Origin of the sequence: Priestia sp. AB, from assembly GCF_028369225.1 — a bacterium.
GTDB lineage: Bacteria > Bacillota > Bacilli > Bacillales > Bacillaceae_H > Priestia > Priestia megaterium.
Genome location: NZ_JAQMYN010000011.1, coordinates 21,165 through 36,952, shown reverse-complemented (window position 1 = coordinate 36,952; position 15,788 = coordinate 21,165). Strand labels below are relative to the sequence as shown.

The 15,788-nt window shown below is 36.9% G+C and carries 19 protein-coding genes; 10 read left to right on the top strand and 9 right to left on the bottom strand.

The annotated features are described in order from the left end of the window. The first annotated feature begins 39 nt into the window (after positions 1 to 39). Positions 40 to 222 carry a sporulation YhaL family protein gene (locus POF52_RS24350; protein ID WP_013055310.1) on the top strand — a complete coding sequence of 61 codons (183 nt, stop codon included), beginning with the start codon at positions 40 to 42 and terminating at the stop codon, positions 220 to 222. Positions 223 to 264: 42 nt separating this feature from the next. Here the strand turns inward: POF52_RS24350 and POF52_RS24345 are convergent, their stop codons facing one another. Then, positions 265 to 1,188 carry a peptidylprolyl isomerase gene (locus POF52_RS24345; protein ID WP_271995674.1) on the bottom strand — a complete coding sequence of 308 codons (924 nt, stop codon included), beginning with the start codon at positions 1,186 to 1,188 and terminating at the stop codon, positions 265 to 267. Between the two features lie 307 nt (positions 1,189 to 1,495). Between POF52_RS24345 and POF52_RS24340 the strand changes: the two genes are divergently transcribed. Together POF52_RS24340 and POF52_RS24335 are read left to right on the top strand one after the other, a co-directional pair. Continuing rightward, positions 1,496 to 1,585 carry a YjcZ family sporulation protein gene (locus tag POF52_RS24340; RefSeq protein WP_016762973.1) on the top strand — a complete coding sequence of 30 codons (90 nt, stop codon included), beginning with the start codon at positions 1,496 to 1,498 and terminating at the stop codon, positions 1,583 to 1,585. A 36-nt stretch (positions 1,586 to 1,621) separates the two neighbouring features. Beyond that, the gene (locus tag POF52_RS24335; RefSeq protein WP_016762974.1) at positions 1,622 to 1,717 is read left to right on the top strand and encodes a YjcZ family sporulation protein; all 96 of its coding nucleotides are present in this window, start codon (positions 1,622 to 1,624) and stop codon (positions 1,715 to 1,717) included. A 35-nt stretch (positions 1,718 to 1,752) separates the two neighbouring features. On the opposite strand, the gene POF52_RS24330 is transcribed toward POF52_RS24335, so the two are convergent. After that, entirely contained in the window at positions 1,753 to 1,932 is a 180-nt protein-coding gene (locus tag POF52_RS24330; protein ID WP_013055312.1) for a hypothetical protein, read from the bottom strand. 475 nt (positions 1,933 to 2,407) lie between these two features. Here POF52_RS24330 and POF52_RS24325 point away from each other — a divergent pair, with 475 nt between their 5' ends. Continuing rightward, positions 2,408 to 2,752 (top strand): DUF1878 family protein, encoded by a 345-nt coding sequence (locus POF52_RS24325; protein WP_013081673.1) that lies wholly within the window; start codon positions 2,408 to 2,410, stop codon positions 2,750 to 2,752. 3 nt (positions 2,753 to 2,755) lie between these two features. On the opposite strand, the gene POF52_RS24320 is transcribed toward POF52_RS24325, so the two are convergent. The 4 genes from POF52_RS24320 to serC form a co-directional block, all read right to left on the bottom strand. Next, complete coding sequence (locus POF52_RS24320) at positions 2,756 to 3,352, bottom strand: HTH-type transcriptional regulator Hpr (RefSeq protein WP_014461677.1); 597 nt, start codon at positions 3,350 to 3,352, stop codon at positions 2,756 to 2,758. A 113-nt stretch (positions 3,353 to 3,465) separates the two neighbouring features. Further along, complete coding sequence (locus POF52_RS24315) at positions 3,466 to 3,861, bottom strand: YtxH domain-containing protein (RefSeq protein ID WP_013055314.1); 396 nt, start codon at positions 3,859 to 3,861, stop codon at positions 3,466 to 3,468. A gap of 549 nt (positions 3,862 to 4,410) precedes the next feature. Next, entirely contained in the window at positions 4,411 to 4,941 is a 531-nt protein-coding gene (locus POF52_RS24310; RefSeq protein WP_034654488.1) for a tryptophan transporter, read from the bottom strand. A 124-nt stretch (positions 4,942 to 5,065) separates the two neighbouring features. Continuing rightward, entirely contained in the window at positions 5,066 to 6,163 is a 1,098-nt protein-coding gene (gene serC, locus POF52_RS24305; protein WP_271995661.1) for a 3-phosphoserine/phosphohydroxythreonine transaminase, read from the bottom strand. Between the two features lie 253 nt (positions 6,164 to 6,416). On the opposite strand from serC, the gene POF52_RS24300 reads away from it, so the two are divergent. From POF52_RS24300 to POF52_RS24290, 3 genes are all read left to right on the top strand, one after another. Further along, positions 6,417 to 6,971 (top strand): PadR family transcriptional regulator, encoded by a 555-nt coding sequence (locus POF52_RS24300; protein ID WP_271995658.1) that lies wholly within the window; start codon positions 6,417 to 6,419, stop codon positions 6,969 to 6,971. Between the two features lie 17 nt (positions 6,972 to 6,988). Further along, positions 6,989 to 7,432 carry a GNAT family N-acetyltransferase gene (locus POF52_RS24295; RefSeq protein WP_271995656.1) on the top strand — a complete coding sequence of 148 codons (444 nt, stop codon included), beginning with the start codon at positions 6,989 to 6,991 and terminating at the stop codon, positions 7,430 to 7,432. A 303-nt stretch (positions 7,433 to 7,735) separates the two neighbouring features. After that, positions 7,736 to 9,631: an acyltransferase family protein gene (locus POF52_RS24290; RefSeq protein WP_205662263.1), complete on the top strand. Its 1,896-nt coding sequence runs from the start codon at positions 7,736 to 7,738 to the stop codon at positions 9,629 to 9,631. A 102-nt stretch (positions 9,632 to 9,733) separates the two neighbouring features. On the opposite strand, the gene POF52_RS24285 is transcribed toward POF52_RS24290, so the two are convergent. Continuing rightward, entirely contained in the window at positions 9,734 to 10,168 is a 435-nt protein-coding gene (locus tag POF52_RS24285; protein WP_013081680.1) for an HIT family protein, read from the bottom strand. Positions 10,169 to 10,858: 690 nt separating this feature from the next. Here POF52_RS24285 and POF52_RS24280 point away from each other — a divergent pair. Both POF52_RS24280 and POF52_RS24275 read left to right on the top strand, forming a co-directional pair. Next, positions 10,859 to 11,602: an ABC transporter ATP-binding protein gene (locus tag POF52_RS24280; RefSeq protein ID WP_013081681.1), complete on the top strand. Its 744-nt coding sequence runs from the start codon at positions 10,859 to 10,861 to the stop codon at positions 11,600 to 11,602. Further along, entirely contained in the window at positions 11,595 to 12,800 is a 1,206-nt protein-coding gene (locus POF52_RS24275; protein WP_074897508.1) for an ABC transporter permease, read from the top strand. The genes POF52_RS24280 and POF52_RS24275 overlap by 8 nt, the downstream gene beginning before the upstream one ends. Positions 12,801 to 12,837: 37 nt before the next feature. On the opposite strand, the gene POF52_RS24270 is transcribed toward POF52_RS24275, so the two are convergent. Together POF52_RS24270 and POF52_RS24265 are read right to left on the bottom strand one after the other, a co-directional pair. Then, complete coding sequence (locus POF52_RS24270; RefSeq protein WP_013055323.1) at positions 12,838 to 13,557, bottom strand: EcsC family protein; 720 nt, start codon at positions 13,555 to 13,557, stop codon at positions 12,838 to 12,840. Between the two features lie 113 nt (positions 13,558 to 13,670). Then, positions 13,671 to 14,879, bottom strand: a complete 1,209-nt coding sequence (locus POF52_RS24265; RefSeq protein ID WP_016762982.1) for a M20 family metallopeptidase — start codon at positions 14,877 to 14,879, stop codon at positions 13,671 to 13,673. Positions 14,880 to 15,103: 224 nt separating this feature from the next. On the opposite strand from POF52_RS24265, the gene POF52_RS24260 reads away from it, so the two are divergent. Next, the gene (locus POF52_RS24260; protein ID WP_074897511.1) at positions 15,104 to 15,769 is read left to right on the top strand and encodes a phosphatase PAP2 family protein; all 666 of its coding nucleotides are present in this window, start codon (positions 15,104 to 15,106) and stop codon (positions 15,767 to 15,769) included. The last annotated feature ends 19 nt before the right edge of the window (positions 15,770 to 15,788 follow it).

Genomic DNA, 15,788 nt, shown 5'->3' with positions numbered 1-15,788 from the left:
ATATAGTGGTTGTAAATAACTGTGATGGGGGATCAATATATGGTGACACTACCAATTTGGATTTATTTAGTTGTAGCAGGCATTTTCTTTAGTGGATTTATGGCGATTCGTGCTGCACAACATGATAAGCAAGTGGATGATTCGTTTATTGAAAAAGAGGGACAAGTCTTCATTGAAAGAATGCAAGTGGAAAAAGAAAGACGCAACAGCGATTCCATCTGATTATATAAAAGAGCCTGTCACATGAGTGACAGGCTCTTAGCATTACTGCTGAGGAGTTTCTACGCCAGATTGACTATCTGTCGCACCTTCTTCGAAAATTGGTTTTACATCCTTATCTTTTGGTGTCACTTTTGCTTTATCAAGCTCTTTTTGAATCTTCTTGTTCGCTTCTGCTTGATCTATTTTTGAACGTTTGATTTGCTGCTCAAGTTCGGGTTTCTTTTTCTCAAACGATTCTACTTTCTTTTTATCAACTAGTTTAATGATATGGTAGCCGTACTCTGTTTTGATTGGTTTACTTACTTCACCTTTTTTCAGCTTGTAAGCCGCTTCTTCAAATTCTTTAACCATTTGGCCTTCACCGAAGTAGCCTAAATCGCCGCCATTAGCTGCAGACTGCTGATCTGTTGAATATTCTTTTGCTAGACTAGCAAAGTCCTCGCCTTTTTTGATTTTCGCTTCTACTTCGTTTGCTGTTTTTTCGTCTTTTACTAAAATATGACTTGCGCGAATTTGAGGTTTTTGAGCTTTATATTCATCATAAGCTTTTTTCAGCTCTTTGTCCGATACCTTAATGCCTGCCGTAGCAGCTTTTTCACGGAGAATATCAACTTTTAGCATATCTTTAACTTCTTTTTCGCCTTTTTGCTTAATAACTGAATCCACCTGATCACCGTATTGTTCTCTTAGAATGTTCAGCTGCTGATCAAGCTCTTTATCCGTTACTTTATATTTTTTACTCAATACTTTTTCTTCGGTAACGCTTCGTACGAGTGTATTAAATTGGTCTTGTCCGATTGTATCTTTCATTTGCTTATACAAATCACCTTGAGTGATATTGCCTGCTTTTGTTTCTACAATTACTTTTGAAGAATCGTTTGCATTTGAAGCCTCATTTCCCCCACTGCATGCTGATAAAGCAACGAGGCTGGCTGCCGTTGTTAGTGCAACTAAGCTTTTTTTCATACGTAAACACTCCTACTCATCATTTTTACTTATGTAGCTTGACTCAAGATTTACTATATCACATTTCCTGATGTTAGCAAATGAAGTTAAAACCACGTAAATTTACATTTATTTTCCACTAAGTATGGAGTGATTATACGCTTATGATGGCTTTTTTATAAAGCGTTTTCAAAATGGTGGACAAACTCACAGAGTAATCTCCAAACGAGAAGCAAGAGAAATAAATTATGGAGTTTGGGCTAAAAGCCTAGACGTTTTTTGAGCTGATGCATAAGATGCAGTATTAGTAAACAAAGGGGGTGCTCAAATGAGCGGAGGCGGATATGGAGGCGGTTTTGCACTATTAGTTGTACTGTTTATCTTATTAGTCATTGTTGGTTGTGCATGTTACCACTAGGAAACAGATGAATATAAAAGGAAAGGGGCGATAGATATGGGTTCTTACGGATGCGGATACGGCAGTGGATTTGCGCTATTAGTCGTATTATTCATCTTATTAGTTATCATCGGAGCTAGCTGTTTTTGCTAAGCCTATAAAAAAGCGGTGAGACATCTCACCGTTTTTTATGTAAATGATACTTCAATATAAGATGAAACTAATAAAATGGTAATTAATACATTAATCGTACGAAAAACTTTAGGCTGTTTTTCAGCTGGAATTTCTTTTTGAATACACAATGTATTTGTTAGTGCATTGATGTAGAATAAAATGAATAGTGCAAATACAATAAAGAATATGTACATAAAAATCCCCCTAACAAAATCAGTGTGACGAAGACAAAAAGTCTTATAGTCATTTATATAGTACAGCTTTGTATGAATTTACAAATATCTATATTAACATTACCAAAAAAGCGGTAAAATAGATAGTTATATATACAGTTGAGCAAAGAATTTCAAAAGGTATTTACACAGAAATACGGTTTTTATTTTATAAAGGTAGTTAAGAAGTTGAGAAATAGGTTTTAAACGAAATAGCAAAGTGAATGGATAAGAAATGAGTAACAATTACCCATTGTGCAAAAGGAATGTTAAAAAGGACAGAGGGATTTATATTAATATATGCAGTGAGTACATAATCAGTATATGAAAATCTTTATACGGTGCTACTTAAACAGGAAATGTGAATGACGCAGAAAGAATTATTTGGAAGAACATGAATGAATCATGTACAATATGGAGTAGAGGTATATGAACGTTGAAGGAGTAGGGGAAGCGGATGGAAACTTTAGAATCTCGAGTATCACGTTTAGAATATTACATAAAACTGTTATCTGGGACATCTGAACAAGAAGCTAAACCATTTATTGATTTAGTGGTAAGAAATCAGCTTACAAAGAAGGAAGTAGAGGAAATTTTAATTCTGTGTGAAGATACAAAAAACGAATATATTGAGCAAAAAGCGGAAGGTCTAACAGACTTTGTTCCGCTTCTTACACAATTTGTTGGCATGCTGAATTATAAATTAACTCCCAGAGAGACGGTCGAATCGCTTCGTTATCAACCTTCTTATCAAGATGTGATGAATGAATTTTTTGAAATTATTCAATGGATAAGGGACTAACCATTAAGAGTTTGAAATAGTCTCCTGGTGGTTCTCTTTATCTTTCTTGACAAGCTTGCCATCTTCTTCAGTGAATTCTTCTTCGATATGATGGAAAGATCGCTCGAAGATATCCATAAAATCTTCACCGTAAATTTTGCGGATGACGGTCATTAGTTCCATAAACTCAGGGAATTTGCCGTATAAGTCGCGCAACGGAAGTGCGCCGCTGAACACTGAATTATTAGAAGGTTCGTAATGTTCCATTAAATCTAATAAAATGGCCTCGCCTTTATCTGTCAGCTGAATGTACGTATTTCGCTTGTCGCTTTCTTTTTTAGAAAACTCAAGCAAACCTCGTTCTTCTAGTTTTTTGGAGAAGTTAAATGCAGTAGAAACGTGCATAACTCCAAATTTGGCAATTTCGGAAATGGAAGCCCCGTTTAAATGATATGAAATCCATAAAATATGATGCTCGTTAATATTAAGGTCATAAGGCTTAATCCATTGCTGCCAATCCTTCTCTACGGTTTTCCAAAGGGCTTTACTTAATTGGGCAATGCGTTGGCTAAATAGAAGTGCTTCTTTCAAACTGTAATCTTGATCACTAGTCTTTTTCATCTTCTCCCACCTACTTAGTCTCTTTTTTTATTTATCTTCTATTATGCCAATAAAATAAAAAATTATAAAGATGTAAATTTACAAAATTTTAAAAAATTAAAAAAGAAGGCGTTTTAACCTTCTTTTTTGTCAATTTTTTCATTGGGATTTTTAGTTGTCTGTACATGTTCCTCTAGGTTTGACAAAGAATTTTGGATTTCTTTCAAATGATGCTGAAGGGATTCCTTATGAGGGACAATTTCTTCTTTAAACTGACCAAGGGTAGTAGAAAGGTCACTTGCGATATTTTTCACTATAGTATTTCCTTCTCTGGCGGTCATTTGTACTTGTTGAGAAACAGCTTTTATTTTTGTTGAGAGCTCTTGTTGTGAAGCGTTAACTCGGTCTTTTCGAGAGCTGACACGCTGTTTAAGTTCTCGTCCTGAATATGGAGTAACAAGAAGCGTTGTAATAGCGGCTACGGTGCTTCCGATTGCTGCTCCAGCTGCTAGTTTTTTCATTCTGCTCATTATTTATTTCCTCCTATGTAGTAAAGTAATTGCTAACACTTCCTTCTGACATAATCATAAAAAAATAGCATAGATTTATACAAAAGAAGGAGGTTATCAACATGGGGTAGCTTTATTCATTCTTTTGATAATTAGCCTGAGTTTTTTTCTGGCTGCCTTTAAATGGTTTAGCCTTACGACTAGAACGGCATCATATCCACCTAAACATGTACTGAAACAAAAGTCTCTTACATGTGCGACAGTGGCTTTTGCGAGTTTTTTATTGGCGCTTATACTTTATTATGTAACCTAGGATGGAGAACTTAAACCTTTATTACATAGTAAGTCTTCATACCTATTGTATGAGCTGCAAATGAAATTTAAGTGAAAAGCATTCTGTACCATTTCTTTTTAAACAAAAAGTTAAGAGTCGAACTGTAGATTGTCTCTAAAAGATCAGCAACATACTATGAATGAACCGTTTTATCTAAAGGTCCGCCACGCTTTGGCGGGCCTGAGCTTTTGGTGTAAAAAAAGAGCCTGATTCTTAATTAAATCAGGCTCTTGACGTTACGATAATTTTGCTTTGATGCTTGTGCGTTTTAGAACGGATTGAACAATTGGATAAATAACGACCATAACGATTGTGTTCACTACTGTTGCAGGTAATACAACCGCAGTAACAAGCGCCATGACGCTGTTTCCGCCCGGTAAGCCAACGATTAGCGCGGCAGCAGACAAGAATACGGTTCCTGATACGAGTGTGCCAACAGCTGTTAAAGCAGCGGCAACTGGTGTTTTAATGCCTGTTGCTTTTTTCACAAGCATAAATAATGCAAAGAAAACAAATGCTGTAATTGGTTTATCAATCAAGTTTGCAATTTGTCCGCCAGGAAAGCTTGTTGTTAAAGCAGAAATAACCGCTGTGGTTAAGCTAACCAATGCAACATTTTTTATGCTAGGAAACAACAGGATTGCTAAAAACATCATTGTTAACATCATATCTGGCTTCATTCCAAATAAAATAGGAGGTACCACCGTGTGGAGAACCGCTCCAATTCCGACTAATAACGCTAAAGAAACTAAAACCTTTGTATTCATTTCTCATCTCTCCTCTTCTAAGCTAAGCTCGAAATATACCAATAGTGCGTCTATGCCCATTGCATATATTTACATACTGATTATAACATATTTATGTGAAAAAAGGATCAGTTAATTCTGCCAATTATGCGTTTGCTTGTGCAAATTCATCCATAAAGGCGGCAAGAGCTTCACACGCTTCAAGCGGTACAGCATTGTAAATAGAAGCGCGGCATCCGCCGATTGAACGGTGTCCAGCTAATCCTACGAAGCCTTTTTCTTTTGCTTGCTGTAAAAACGCAGCCGTTAACTCATCGGTCGGTAAAGTAAACGTTACGTTCATAATTGATCGGCTTTCCTCTGTAGCGTGAGGGGTATAGAAACCATTTGAACGTTCCATGCTTGTGTAGAGTAACTTAGCTTTTTTATGATTTTGGGCTTCAATTGCTTTAACGCCACCTTGTTCTTTAATCCAATCTAAAACAAGTGAAAGCATGTAAATGCCAAACGTTGGAGGAGTGTTGTAAAGAGAGTTGCTCTTTACATGTGTCTCATAATTCAGCATTGTTGGTAAACCTTCAGGAATACGTTTAAGTAATTCTTTCTTCAAAATGACAACCGTGACACCAGATGGTCCGAGGTTTTTCTGAGCACCAGCATAAATGAGAGAGAACTTAGATACATCAATTGGACGGCAAAGAATGTCGCTTGACATGTCGGCAATTAAGTCTACTCCTTCGATAGACGGATAGTCAGCCCATTGTGTACCAAAGATAGTATTGTTGGACGTGATATGCAAGTACCCAATCTCTTCTTTTGGAAGCTTTATATCATCTAAAGATGGAATAGAGCGGTAGTTCTCTTCTTTAGTAGAAGCAACAACTGCTGTTTTTCCAAGTTTCTTTGCTTCTTTTAATGCTTTTTCCGACCATGATCCGGTTAGGACATATGCACCGACTTGATCGGGAGCTAAAAAGTTCATTGGAATCATAGAGAATTGCAGGCTTGCTCCGCCCTGCAGGAATAAAATTTCATGTGTATCTGGAATGTTAAGCAATTCCGTGAGTGTTTCTTTAGCATGTGTTAATACATCTTCAAACTCTTTGCTGCGATGTGATAATTCCATCACAGACATACCCGTATTTTTAAAATTAACTAGCTCCTCTTGAGCAAGTTGTAAGACAGGTAGGGGAAGCGCAGACGGACCTGCATTAAAATTATAAGCTCTGTTTAACGTAATCACATTAATTCCTCCTCAAATTAGTTCGAACACTCATCATACAAAATGGCTAATGACTGATGTCAGAAAGAATATCATTATACTATCATGAAAACCATTGATTGTGGAGGTAACTTTTCAAAAATTTAAATTAATCTGTAAAGAGGAAATAATAGAAAAAAGATAAATAAAAAGTATACGCAAACATGTTTTGGCAAACATGTAAATGAAATGTTTATATGCTATACTGATGGAAGAAATAATGTGGAGGAACAGAATGAGAGTATTAAAATATGCCATATTAGGGCTCTTAGATCAGAAGGAGCTCAGCGGGTATGACATTACCAGACTTTTTAAAGAAGAGGTCGGTAATTTTTGGAGTGCTAAGCACAGCCAGATTTATCCCGAGTTAAAGCGATTAACAGAAGAGGGTTTTATTCGCTATGAAACCGTGATTCAAGGCAAGAAATTAGAAAAAAAGATGTATTCGATAACGGAAGAAGGAAGAGCAGAGTTAAGCAAGTGGCTCACTACAATTGATCCTATTCCTGAAACAACTAAAGATGAATTTATGTTAAAAGCTTATTTTGCTTCATCCATGTCAATAGAAGAGTTAAAGCAACAAATAGATAATCAGCTATCAAGCAGGAAAGTGAAGCTAACTTTTTTAAAGAAACGAATGGATGACCTTTTGGAACAAGTTAATCATCAAATTACCGTTTCGTCTCCTCAATTTGGTCATTATTTGGTGCTATCTCGCGCTCAAGACCGGGAGACAAGCTATATCAATTGGCTTGAACGCACGCTGAATTTAATTGAAAAAGAACAATAAGAAAAGGTGAGCGGATCATGACTTGGTGCATAAAATCATTTCAAGAGCTGACAAACGATGAGCTTTATGAAATTCTACAGGTTCGCACCGCTATTTTTGTTGTTGAACAGAAGTGTGCTTACTTAGAAGTAGATGGAAAAGACAAACTTGCTTATCACTTGTTCAAAAAAGAGAATGAGAAAATTACCGCATACCTTAGAGTTTTACCAAAAGGAATTAGCTACCAGGAAGCTTCTCTTGGGCGCATTATTGTAAAACAAGCACAGCGCGGTACGGGTCTCGGAAGAGAACTAGTAGCAAGAGGAATTGATTTTTTAGAGAATGAGTTGCACGAGAAGACAATTAAAATTCAAGCTCAAAGCAGACTTCAAACATTTTATGAATCGTTTGGTTTTAGACCTGTTTCCGATATTTATTCAGATGAAGGGCTTCCCCACGTAGATATGCTAAAGACACCTTAGAAACTTCACCAATTGTGTGAAGTTTTTCTATTTCTGAAACGGGTAAGGTGAAAGAAAGATGTTAGGCTTTAGTACTGCGCAGATAGAATCGATATGACTACTACTAAATTAGTAATTTATGAATAAGATAGATAATGAATTTGTTTCTTTTTGCTTATTCTTTGATTTTAAGTAAGTGATATATTGAAGAAAGTAATAATATTGTATATAATGATTTTTGTAACAAAAATGTAACAATTACGTAATATTCTTAATATTGGTTCAGAAAGAAATTTGTTGTACATATTGCTTGGAGGCATTTTTATGAGTGCAAAGGAAAAGAAAAATAGGTATATATATAGTTTGGATGGACTTCGAGCTTTCGCTGTTATGTCTGTCATTGCATATCACTTAGGATTTGGATGGGCATCTGGAGGGTTTCTAGGAGTTGATGTTTTCTTTGTATTATCAGGGTATTTAATTACCTCGATTTTACTGGTGCAATCTTGGGAAAATCCTTTGAAAAATTTGAAGCATTTTTGGATTAGCCGAACGAGAAGACTTCTTCCAGCTGTGTATGTGATGGTAGTATTAACTGCAGCTTGGGTTATTTTATTTAACCGGCCGTTGTTAACAACGCTACGAGGCGATGCATTATCGTCTATTTTTTATATGAGTAACTGGTGGTTTATTTTTCATAAAGTTTCATATTTTGATAGTTTTGGGTCACCGTCACCATTAAAGAACTTATGGTCACTGGCTATTGAAGAGCAGTTTTATATTGTGTGGCCACTTGTTTTATTATTGGGTTTAAAATTTATCAAAAAGAGAGGAATTCTTTCTCTATTCATTTTAGCTGGAGTAATGGCCTCAGCTATTCTAATGTCTTTTTTATATGAGCCAGGAGGAGATCCTAGCCGCATTTATTATGGAACCGACACTCGGCTTTTTGCCCTTTTAATCGGCTGTTTACTTGCATTTGCCTGGCCGATGTATCGTTTATCATCAAAAAATCTTCCAGCCGTAGGCAAGCAAGTATTAAACGCGGTAAGTATGGTGAGTTTCTTTGTATTTATTCTCTGTGTATGGAGCGTTGATGAGTATACTCATGCATCTTTTCTTTATCAAGGTGGAATGCTGCTGATTTGTTTAAACGCTGCTGTACTGGTTGCAACGATTAGTCATCCTAGTAGTTTTTTAGGAAAAGCTCTGTCGTTTAAACCGCTTCGCTGGCTTGGTACTAGATCATACGGCATCTATTTGTGGCATTATCCGGTTATTGTTCTTACAACACCTGTATCCGAGATTGGCCGCCCGGTCTATTGGCATGCGCTGCTACAAGTAGGCCTTACATTTATCATTGCTGAACTTTCTTACCGTTACATTGAAGTGCCTATCCGCACACGCGGCTTTCGCTATTATTTCCGGCACTACCATCCGAGAGAGCTTTTTAAATGGCGTAATCTCTCTCGTTCGAGACAAGCGGTTTTGGGCAGTCTCATTTTCTTTTTGGCGCTGTTTACAGCGGATATGACAAGCTTTGCTATTAGTACGCAGCAAAAGGATGAAACGACAGCGAAAGAGACAGAGGTTAAAATTCAAACGAATCATAAAGAAAATGCTTCAACTTCTGTCAAAGACAAGAACAAAGCGGCTGATAAAAAAGCAGAGAACGCGGAAAAGAGTTCCGGGGAAGAAAAATCTGATGCCAAAGAAAAACAGCAGCCGAATTCTTACAGAGATGTTCTTGCGATTGGAGACTCGGTCATGCTGGATATTGCTCCTAATCTTAAAGAGATGCCGCTTAGTATTACGATTGACGGAAAAGTAGGAAGGCAGCTCAATGAAGCACTGCAGCTAACTCCTAGCTATCAAGCATTTAATAATCCGAACAGCGCAGTGATTATTGAGTTAGGAACAAACGGCTATTTTACAAATGAAGAACTTGAACAACTGTTAAAAGCTTTTTCACACGCGGACGTTTACTTAGTGAATACGCGCGTTCCTCGTTCCTGGGAAAGCACCGTGAACAAGAACTTGAAAGCTGCTTCTGAAAAGTTTGATCATGTCACGCTCGTAGATTGGCACTCAGAGGCTTCTAAGCACCCTGAATACTTTACATCAGATGGTGTCCACTTGGTACCTGAAGGATCAAGAGCATTAACAAAATTGATTGAAGAACGTATGAATTTAGAAGTTAAGGCGGAAAGTCGTTCATAATAAGTGAAAAGCCGCACGATATTTTATATCACAAACTGATTAAACATGTGTTAAATGAATAGTTAAAACAAAAAAAGCTTACATGTGTAAGCTTTTTTTGTTTCAAGAAAGGTGAGAAGAAATATTGCCAGCGATTTCTTGAAGTTTTTCAGGCGTGTATTCGCTTGTATGCTCTTTCCATACAGCACCGAATCCATCGCCTTCCCCATAGCGAGGAATAATGTGCATATGATAATGAAACACGGATTGACCAGCTTTTTCACCATTATTATTTAAGATGTTTAAGCCGATTGGGCTGTATGTTTCTTTAATTGCATTTGCGATTTGAGGAACTACTTCAAACAAATTGCGCGCAATTTCCGGCGTTAGTTCGTGAATGTCTTTTTTATGTACTTTTGGAATCACCAGCGTATGCCCTTTTGTTACTTGACTAATGTCTAAAAAAGCTAATACATGTTCATTTTCAAATACTTTTGCACCTGGGATTTCACCGCGAGTAATTTTGCAAAAAATACAGTTTTCATCATGTGTGCTCATTATATTCACCTTCCGTTACCAATATAAATGTATGGGTATACATGTATGTTTATTTTACCACAAAGTAGAAATGCAATCAGCAGGCAAGAAATAGCTGCTGGCATTTTATACACAAAAACGGGATGCAAACGATTATGCATCCCGTCATGTGAAGAAGGAAAAAATAGCTTTTAATGCAGCATATGATCTTTAAGGAACACCTCATTTACGTAATTGCATTGCCTAATGAAACAGTAACTTGAAAAAGTATATTCTCTTTAACAAACACCTCATTTAAGCATTGAGCTAAAAAATATACAATGTGAACGAAATCGTTCTTGGTCTTTGACAAACACCTCATCTACACAGTAATAAATGAACATTATTGTCTACCCATTATATATATTCTTACTACGTTCATGACTACCATCCCCTTATGAATCAAACATACATCGATTTACAATAAGGTTTTCTGAAATATGCCTGCTGTAGACACCTCATCCCAAATGTAAGAAGCTTTGTAATGATTAGTTGTAATCAATAACTTGTTTTCCTTCTTCCCTATATAGAATGTCCCGATATTTCGATTATATTCTGGAAAAATTAACCGAAAAAAATTGAAAACAATGTGAGGAAGAAAAAGATTTGGTACAATAGAGCAAATAGCGCTTGCGCTTGGAGACAAAAAAGAACAAATAAAAGGAGATCGTGATGGGTTCTTTATTGCAAATTAACAATATTACAGGGGGATATACAAAAACTCCCGTCTTAAAAGATGTATCGTTTGATGTAAATGCAGGTGAATTAGTCGGGTTAATCGGGTTAAACGGGGCCGGCAAAAGTACAACGATTAAACATATCATTGGATTAATGGAAACAAAAAAAGGAAGTGTATCCATTAATAATAAAACCTTTCAACAAGATCCAACAGGTTATCGAAGTCAGTTTACGTTTATTCCAGAAACTCCTGTGCTATACGATGAATTAACATTAAAAGAACATTTAGATATGACAGCTATGGCTTATGGACTTGAGCCTCAAACATATGAAGCCCGTCTGCAGCCGCTTTTAAAAGAGTTTCGTTTAGACCGGAAGTTAAAATGGTTCCCTGCGCATTTTTCAAAAGGAATGAAGCAGAAGGTTATGATTATGTGCGCTTTTTTGGTTCAGCCGTCTCTTTATATTATTGATGAACCTTTTTTAGGTTTAGATCCGCTGGGTATTCAATCTTTACTTGATTTGATGACGGATATGAAAAAGCAAGGTGCAGGCATTTTAATGTCCACACACATTTTGGCGACCGCGGAACGCTACTGCGATAAATTTGTTATTCTACATAACGGAGAAGTAAGAGCGCAAGGAACGCTTAAAGACCTTCAAGAAGAATTTCAGATGCGCAATGCTACTCTTGATGAAATTTATATTGAATTAACAAAGGAAGAAGGCTATGAGTAAGATTGATGCATTATGGAAGCAACGGTTTCAGCAGTATTTAGTGGATGTAAGAAGATATACAAAATATATCTTAAATGACCACATTAAATTAGTGTTAATTTTTGCGATTGGCGGTTTGGCCTACTATTATCAACAGTGGTTGAGTACATTAACACCTGCGTTTCCTTCGGCTGTAGTGATTGCGATACTTATGGGATTGATTTTAACCATGGGTCAAATTCAAACGTTTTTAAAACGACCTGATTTAGTCTTTTTACTTCCTTTAGAGACGAAGCTGCAGCCTTATTTTAAAAAATCTTTTTGGTTTACCTTTACGATTCAGCTTTATATTTTATTATTTGCAACTGGTGCAGCAGCACCTCTTCACGTAAAGGTAATGCATGATTCTTATTCAAACGTTTTTGTGTTTTTTCTGCTATTACTCATCTTGAAAGTTGTAAACTTAGGCATGTCTTGGTGGGCTGTATGGTTTGAAGAAAAGTGGGCGAAGTGGACAGATTATATCGTCAGGTTTTTCTTGAACGCTGTTTTTACGTACTTCTTATTTTCCCATGCATACGTATTGTTTACAGGAGTCGTAGCGGTGATTATGATTGCGCTAGCCATTTATTATCGCTCCCTTACAAAAAGAAAGCCGATCAAATGGGAAAAGCTAATTGACTTAGAAGAAAAGCGCATGGGCTATTTTTATCGATTAGCTAATTTATTTACGGACGTTCCTCAGGTGAAAGAGCGAATCAAACGCCGTAGATATTTAGATTGGCTAGTAGCACGTATTCCATTTCGTCAAAGTGCCACTTACCATTACTTATACACCAGAACATTTTTACGATCAGGAGATTATTTAAGTTTGCTCGTTCGCTTAACTGTCATTGGCGGATTTTTAATTGTAGCTGCGCCGTTTCAATACGGCAATATAGTGGTTGTTTTATTTGTTGTATACATGACGGGTTTTCAATTACTCCCGCTTTGGAAGCAGCACAAACAGATTTTATGGCTTTCTCTTTATCCGGTTGAAGCTAAAGAACGGAAAAAGGCATTTTTGGACGTATGGAAAAAAGCGCTGTATGTACAAATTCTTGTGCTCGCCATAGCAGTGGCTTTTTCTAATATAGTTGCTGCACTGCTTTCCGTGGCAGCAGGTGCTGTATTTATTCACTTATTTGTACATGCATATGTAAATAAAAAATTAACGTAAAAAAAAGCTCCGAAAGGAGCTTTTTTACGTTTTTAGACTACTTTGGAGACGAAGATAATATACGGAAGCGATAGACGTTCATTGCTACTTTTGTGAGATGGTCAAGAAGCTGATAATTAGCATATGCACCTATAACAGCTCCAATTCCCGGCATAAGCTGAAACATTTTCACGACATCAATGTAATCACGGTATTCTTGTTGAAAAGCTTTCCAATCAAGCTCAAGAAGTTCCTCTTTCTTTTCTTCCCAGTTTTCTACTACTTCGAGCAGCTTCGTTCTATGGTCGTCGCTGCAAAAGGCAAGATGAAAAATATACAGCATATAAATGCGTTCTTCTTTTTCTTTTACATCAAAACCATACGTAGCGGCAATGTCAAATAAGCACTTCATTTTTATGGAAAGAAGAAGCGGGAAATCTGCTGCACCTAAAAGGATACCGCCTGCTCCAGTACCAGCTCCTTCTACAGCAGCTGTTTTTTTGTACTTAGGTATGAGTTCCAAAATTCTTTTCTCTTTTTCTTCAAACGAAAGACCGCTGACATCTCTTTTTTTAGTGGTGAAATCGGATCCAACAAGCGTGGTTTCAACCATTTTTTTTATGCTTTCAGTCATAATCTTATGGACTTTAGCAGGGATTTTTTCATTTATTTTAAGCTGTAAAGATTTTGCGGTCCGTTGAAATTTAGAAGGTCGTTTCAACATGCTGAATTTCCAATGTTCAGCTTCTTGTAACACTTTTTCTTCATACGTATTCAAAAAAATCACCTCATTTCAGTCGATATAAATACTACGTTTTAAGTGAGGAAAAGGTTCCTGAAATAAAACAACAAGCACTCGTCTGCTTATCTGTACGAATGCTTGCTGAATGATTAATTCGCTTTTATTACGTTTTTAGAAGGAGCTTGTTCTCTTAAATACTCAACAGCAGCCGTACCAAGCGTTTTAGCTGCGATAAGCATTGCTTTTTCGTTAAAATCAAATTTAGGATGATGATGAGGATACGGAGCATCTACACCTTCTGGCTGAGCTCCTGTAAAAAAGAACGTTCCTTTAATATGCTGCAAATAATAAGAGAAATCTTCCCCAGTCATGTGAGGCTCCGTTTCTTCGACTGTATGAACTTCATCGATTTGAGAAGCAGCAGAAGCAAGAAAGGCCGTTTCTTCCGGGTGGTTGACGACGGAAGGATAGCCGCGCGTATAACTCAGTTCATAAGAAGCGTCAGCTGTTAAGCATGTACCTTGGACAATTCGTTCGATTTCTTTTTCGACATCATTTCGTACATCTTCATTAAATGTTCTTACCGTTCCAATTAGTCGAGCAGAATCAGCAATAATATTAAATGCATTTTCTGCTACAAAAGAACCTATGCTCACAACCGCTGAATCAATTGGGTTTACACGTCTGCTTACAATTTGCTGTAAATTAACAACAAGCTGAGAGGCGATGACGATTGAATCTTTTGTTTTGTGAGGCTGTGCACCGTGGCCGCCTGCTCCTTTGATCGTAATTTCAAAGCGATCAGCAGCAGCCATAATAGGGCCCGTTCGATATTGAACGACACCAGTTGGAGTTAATGACCATAAATGCGTTCCGAATATCGCGTCTACACCGTCTAAGCATCCGTCTTCAATCATGGACTTGGCGCCTCCGGGTGCGTACTCTTCAGCGTGCTGATGAATGAAGACGATTTTACCAGGGAGAGAATCTCTTATTTCAAAAAGCGCTTTAGCAAGGACTAAAAGAGTAGCCGTATGACCATCGTGGCCACATGCATGCATTACACCCGGAACAGTTGATTGATATGGTACATCTTTTTCATCTTGAATAGGCAGGGCATCAAAGTCGGCTCTCAAAGCTACAGTAGGACCGGGGTTTCCTCCTTGAATGCTTGCTACAATGCCGTTTCCTCCTACATTTGCTCGGTAAGAAATACCGATTTTATCATAAAAAGATCGAATGTAGGCAGCGGTTTGAAATTCTTTAAAAGACGGTTCTGGATACTGATGCAAATATCGGCGGATTTGAACCATTTCATCAAATTTTTCTTCAAGTAAAGTATGTAGCTTGGAATTCACGTGACCATATCCTTTCTGTATAGGTTGAATAAAGTTTTGAATTTTTTGACATTTTAATCATTATATCATTATCTATTAAAAAGAAAAGAATGTAAGCGTTGTTATTGAAAAAAGTAATTGAATCATGAAATATTTTATATACATAATAGATACATAAGATGAGGAATAGGGATAAAGAATGAGTTTTTTGCCAATTTTCTCATGAGATAATAGGAGGTAACGATATGGTAGATTCACAAACTGTATCCCTGTACAAAAAATTGATGTGGGTGTTTGGGGGGGCAGGTCTCGTTTTTTTAGGAGTGTTGTTTGTTGTGTCGACAGATTCTTTTCAAGGAGACCACTGGCTTGTTTCAGCTATAGATGACAGCACTGTTCTTCAGTCAGCATCATCTATTTTTCATGGCTTGTCTTTTTTAGCTTCGAAAGTGATGATTATGGTTCTTTTAGCTGTACTTCTCGTTTTTTTATTTTTTAAAAAGGACTATATCGGTATGATATCGGCATTTTTACTTATTTTAAGCGGTGATATTATTAATAAAGCAGTTAAAGATGCGGTAGAACGAGGACGTCCTCTTGAAGGCATCGAAGGCTACAGTTTTCCAAGCGGCCATGCGATGATGGGAATTCTTATTTATGGTCTGATTATCTTTTTTCTCACAAAGCATATGAACAGTCAAAAGGTAGCCAAGCGGTATCAGCTGGCAATTACTTTAATCGTTTTATTAATAGGTGTGAGCCGTATTCTATTAAGAGAACATTTTTTAACAGATGTCTTAGCTGGCTACAGCTTAGGGCTTATGTGGCTTATTGTAGGCATTTTCTTCTATACGCTTGTTTATGCGTATGTAAAGCCTTCAGCGGAAAAAGAGTTTCCAAAAGGCATGTAAAAAATATATACATATGGCC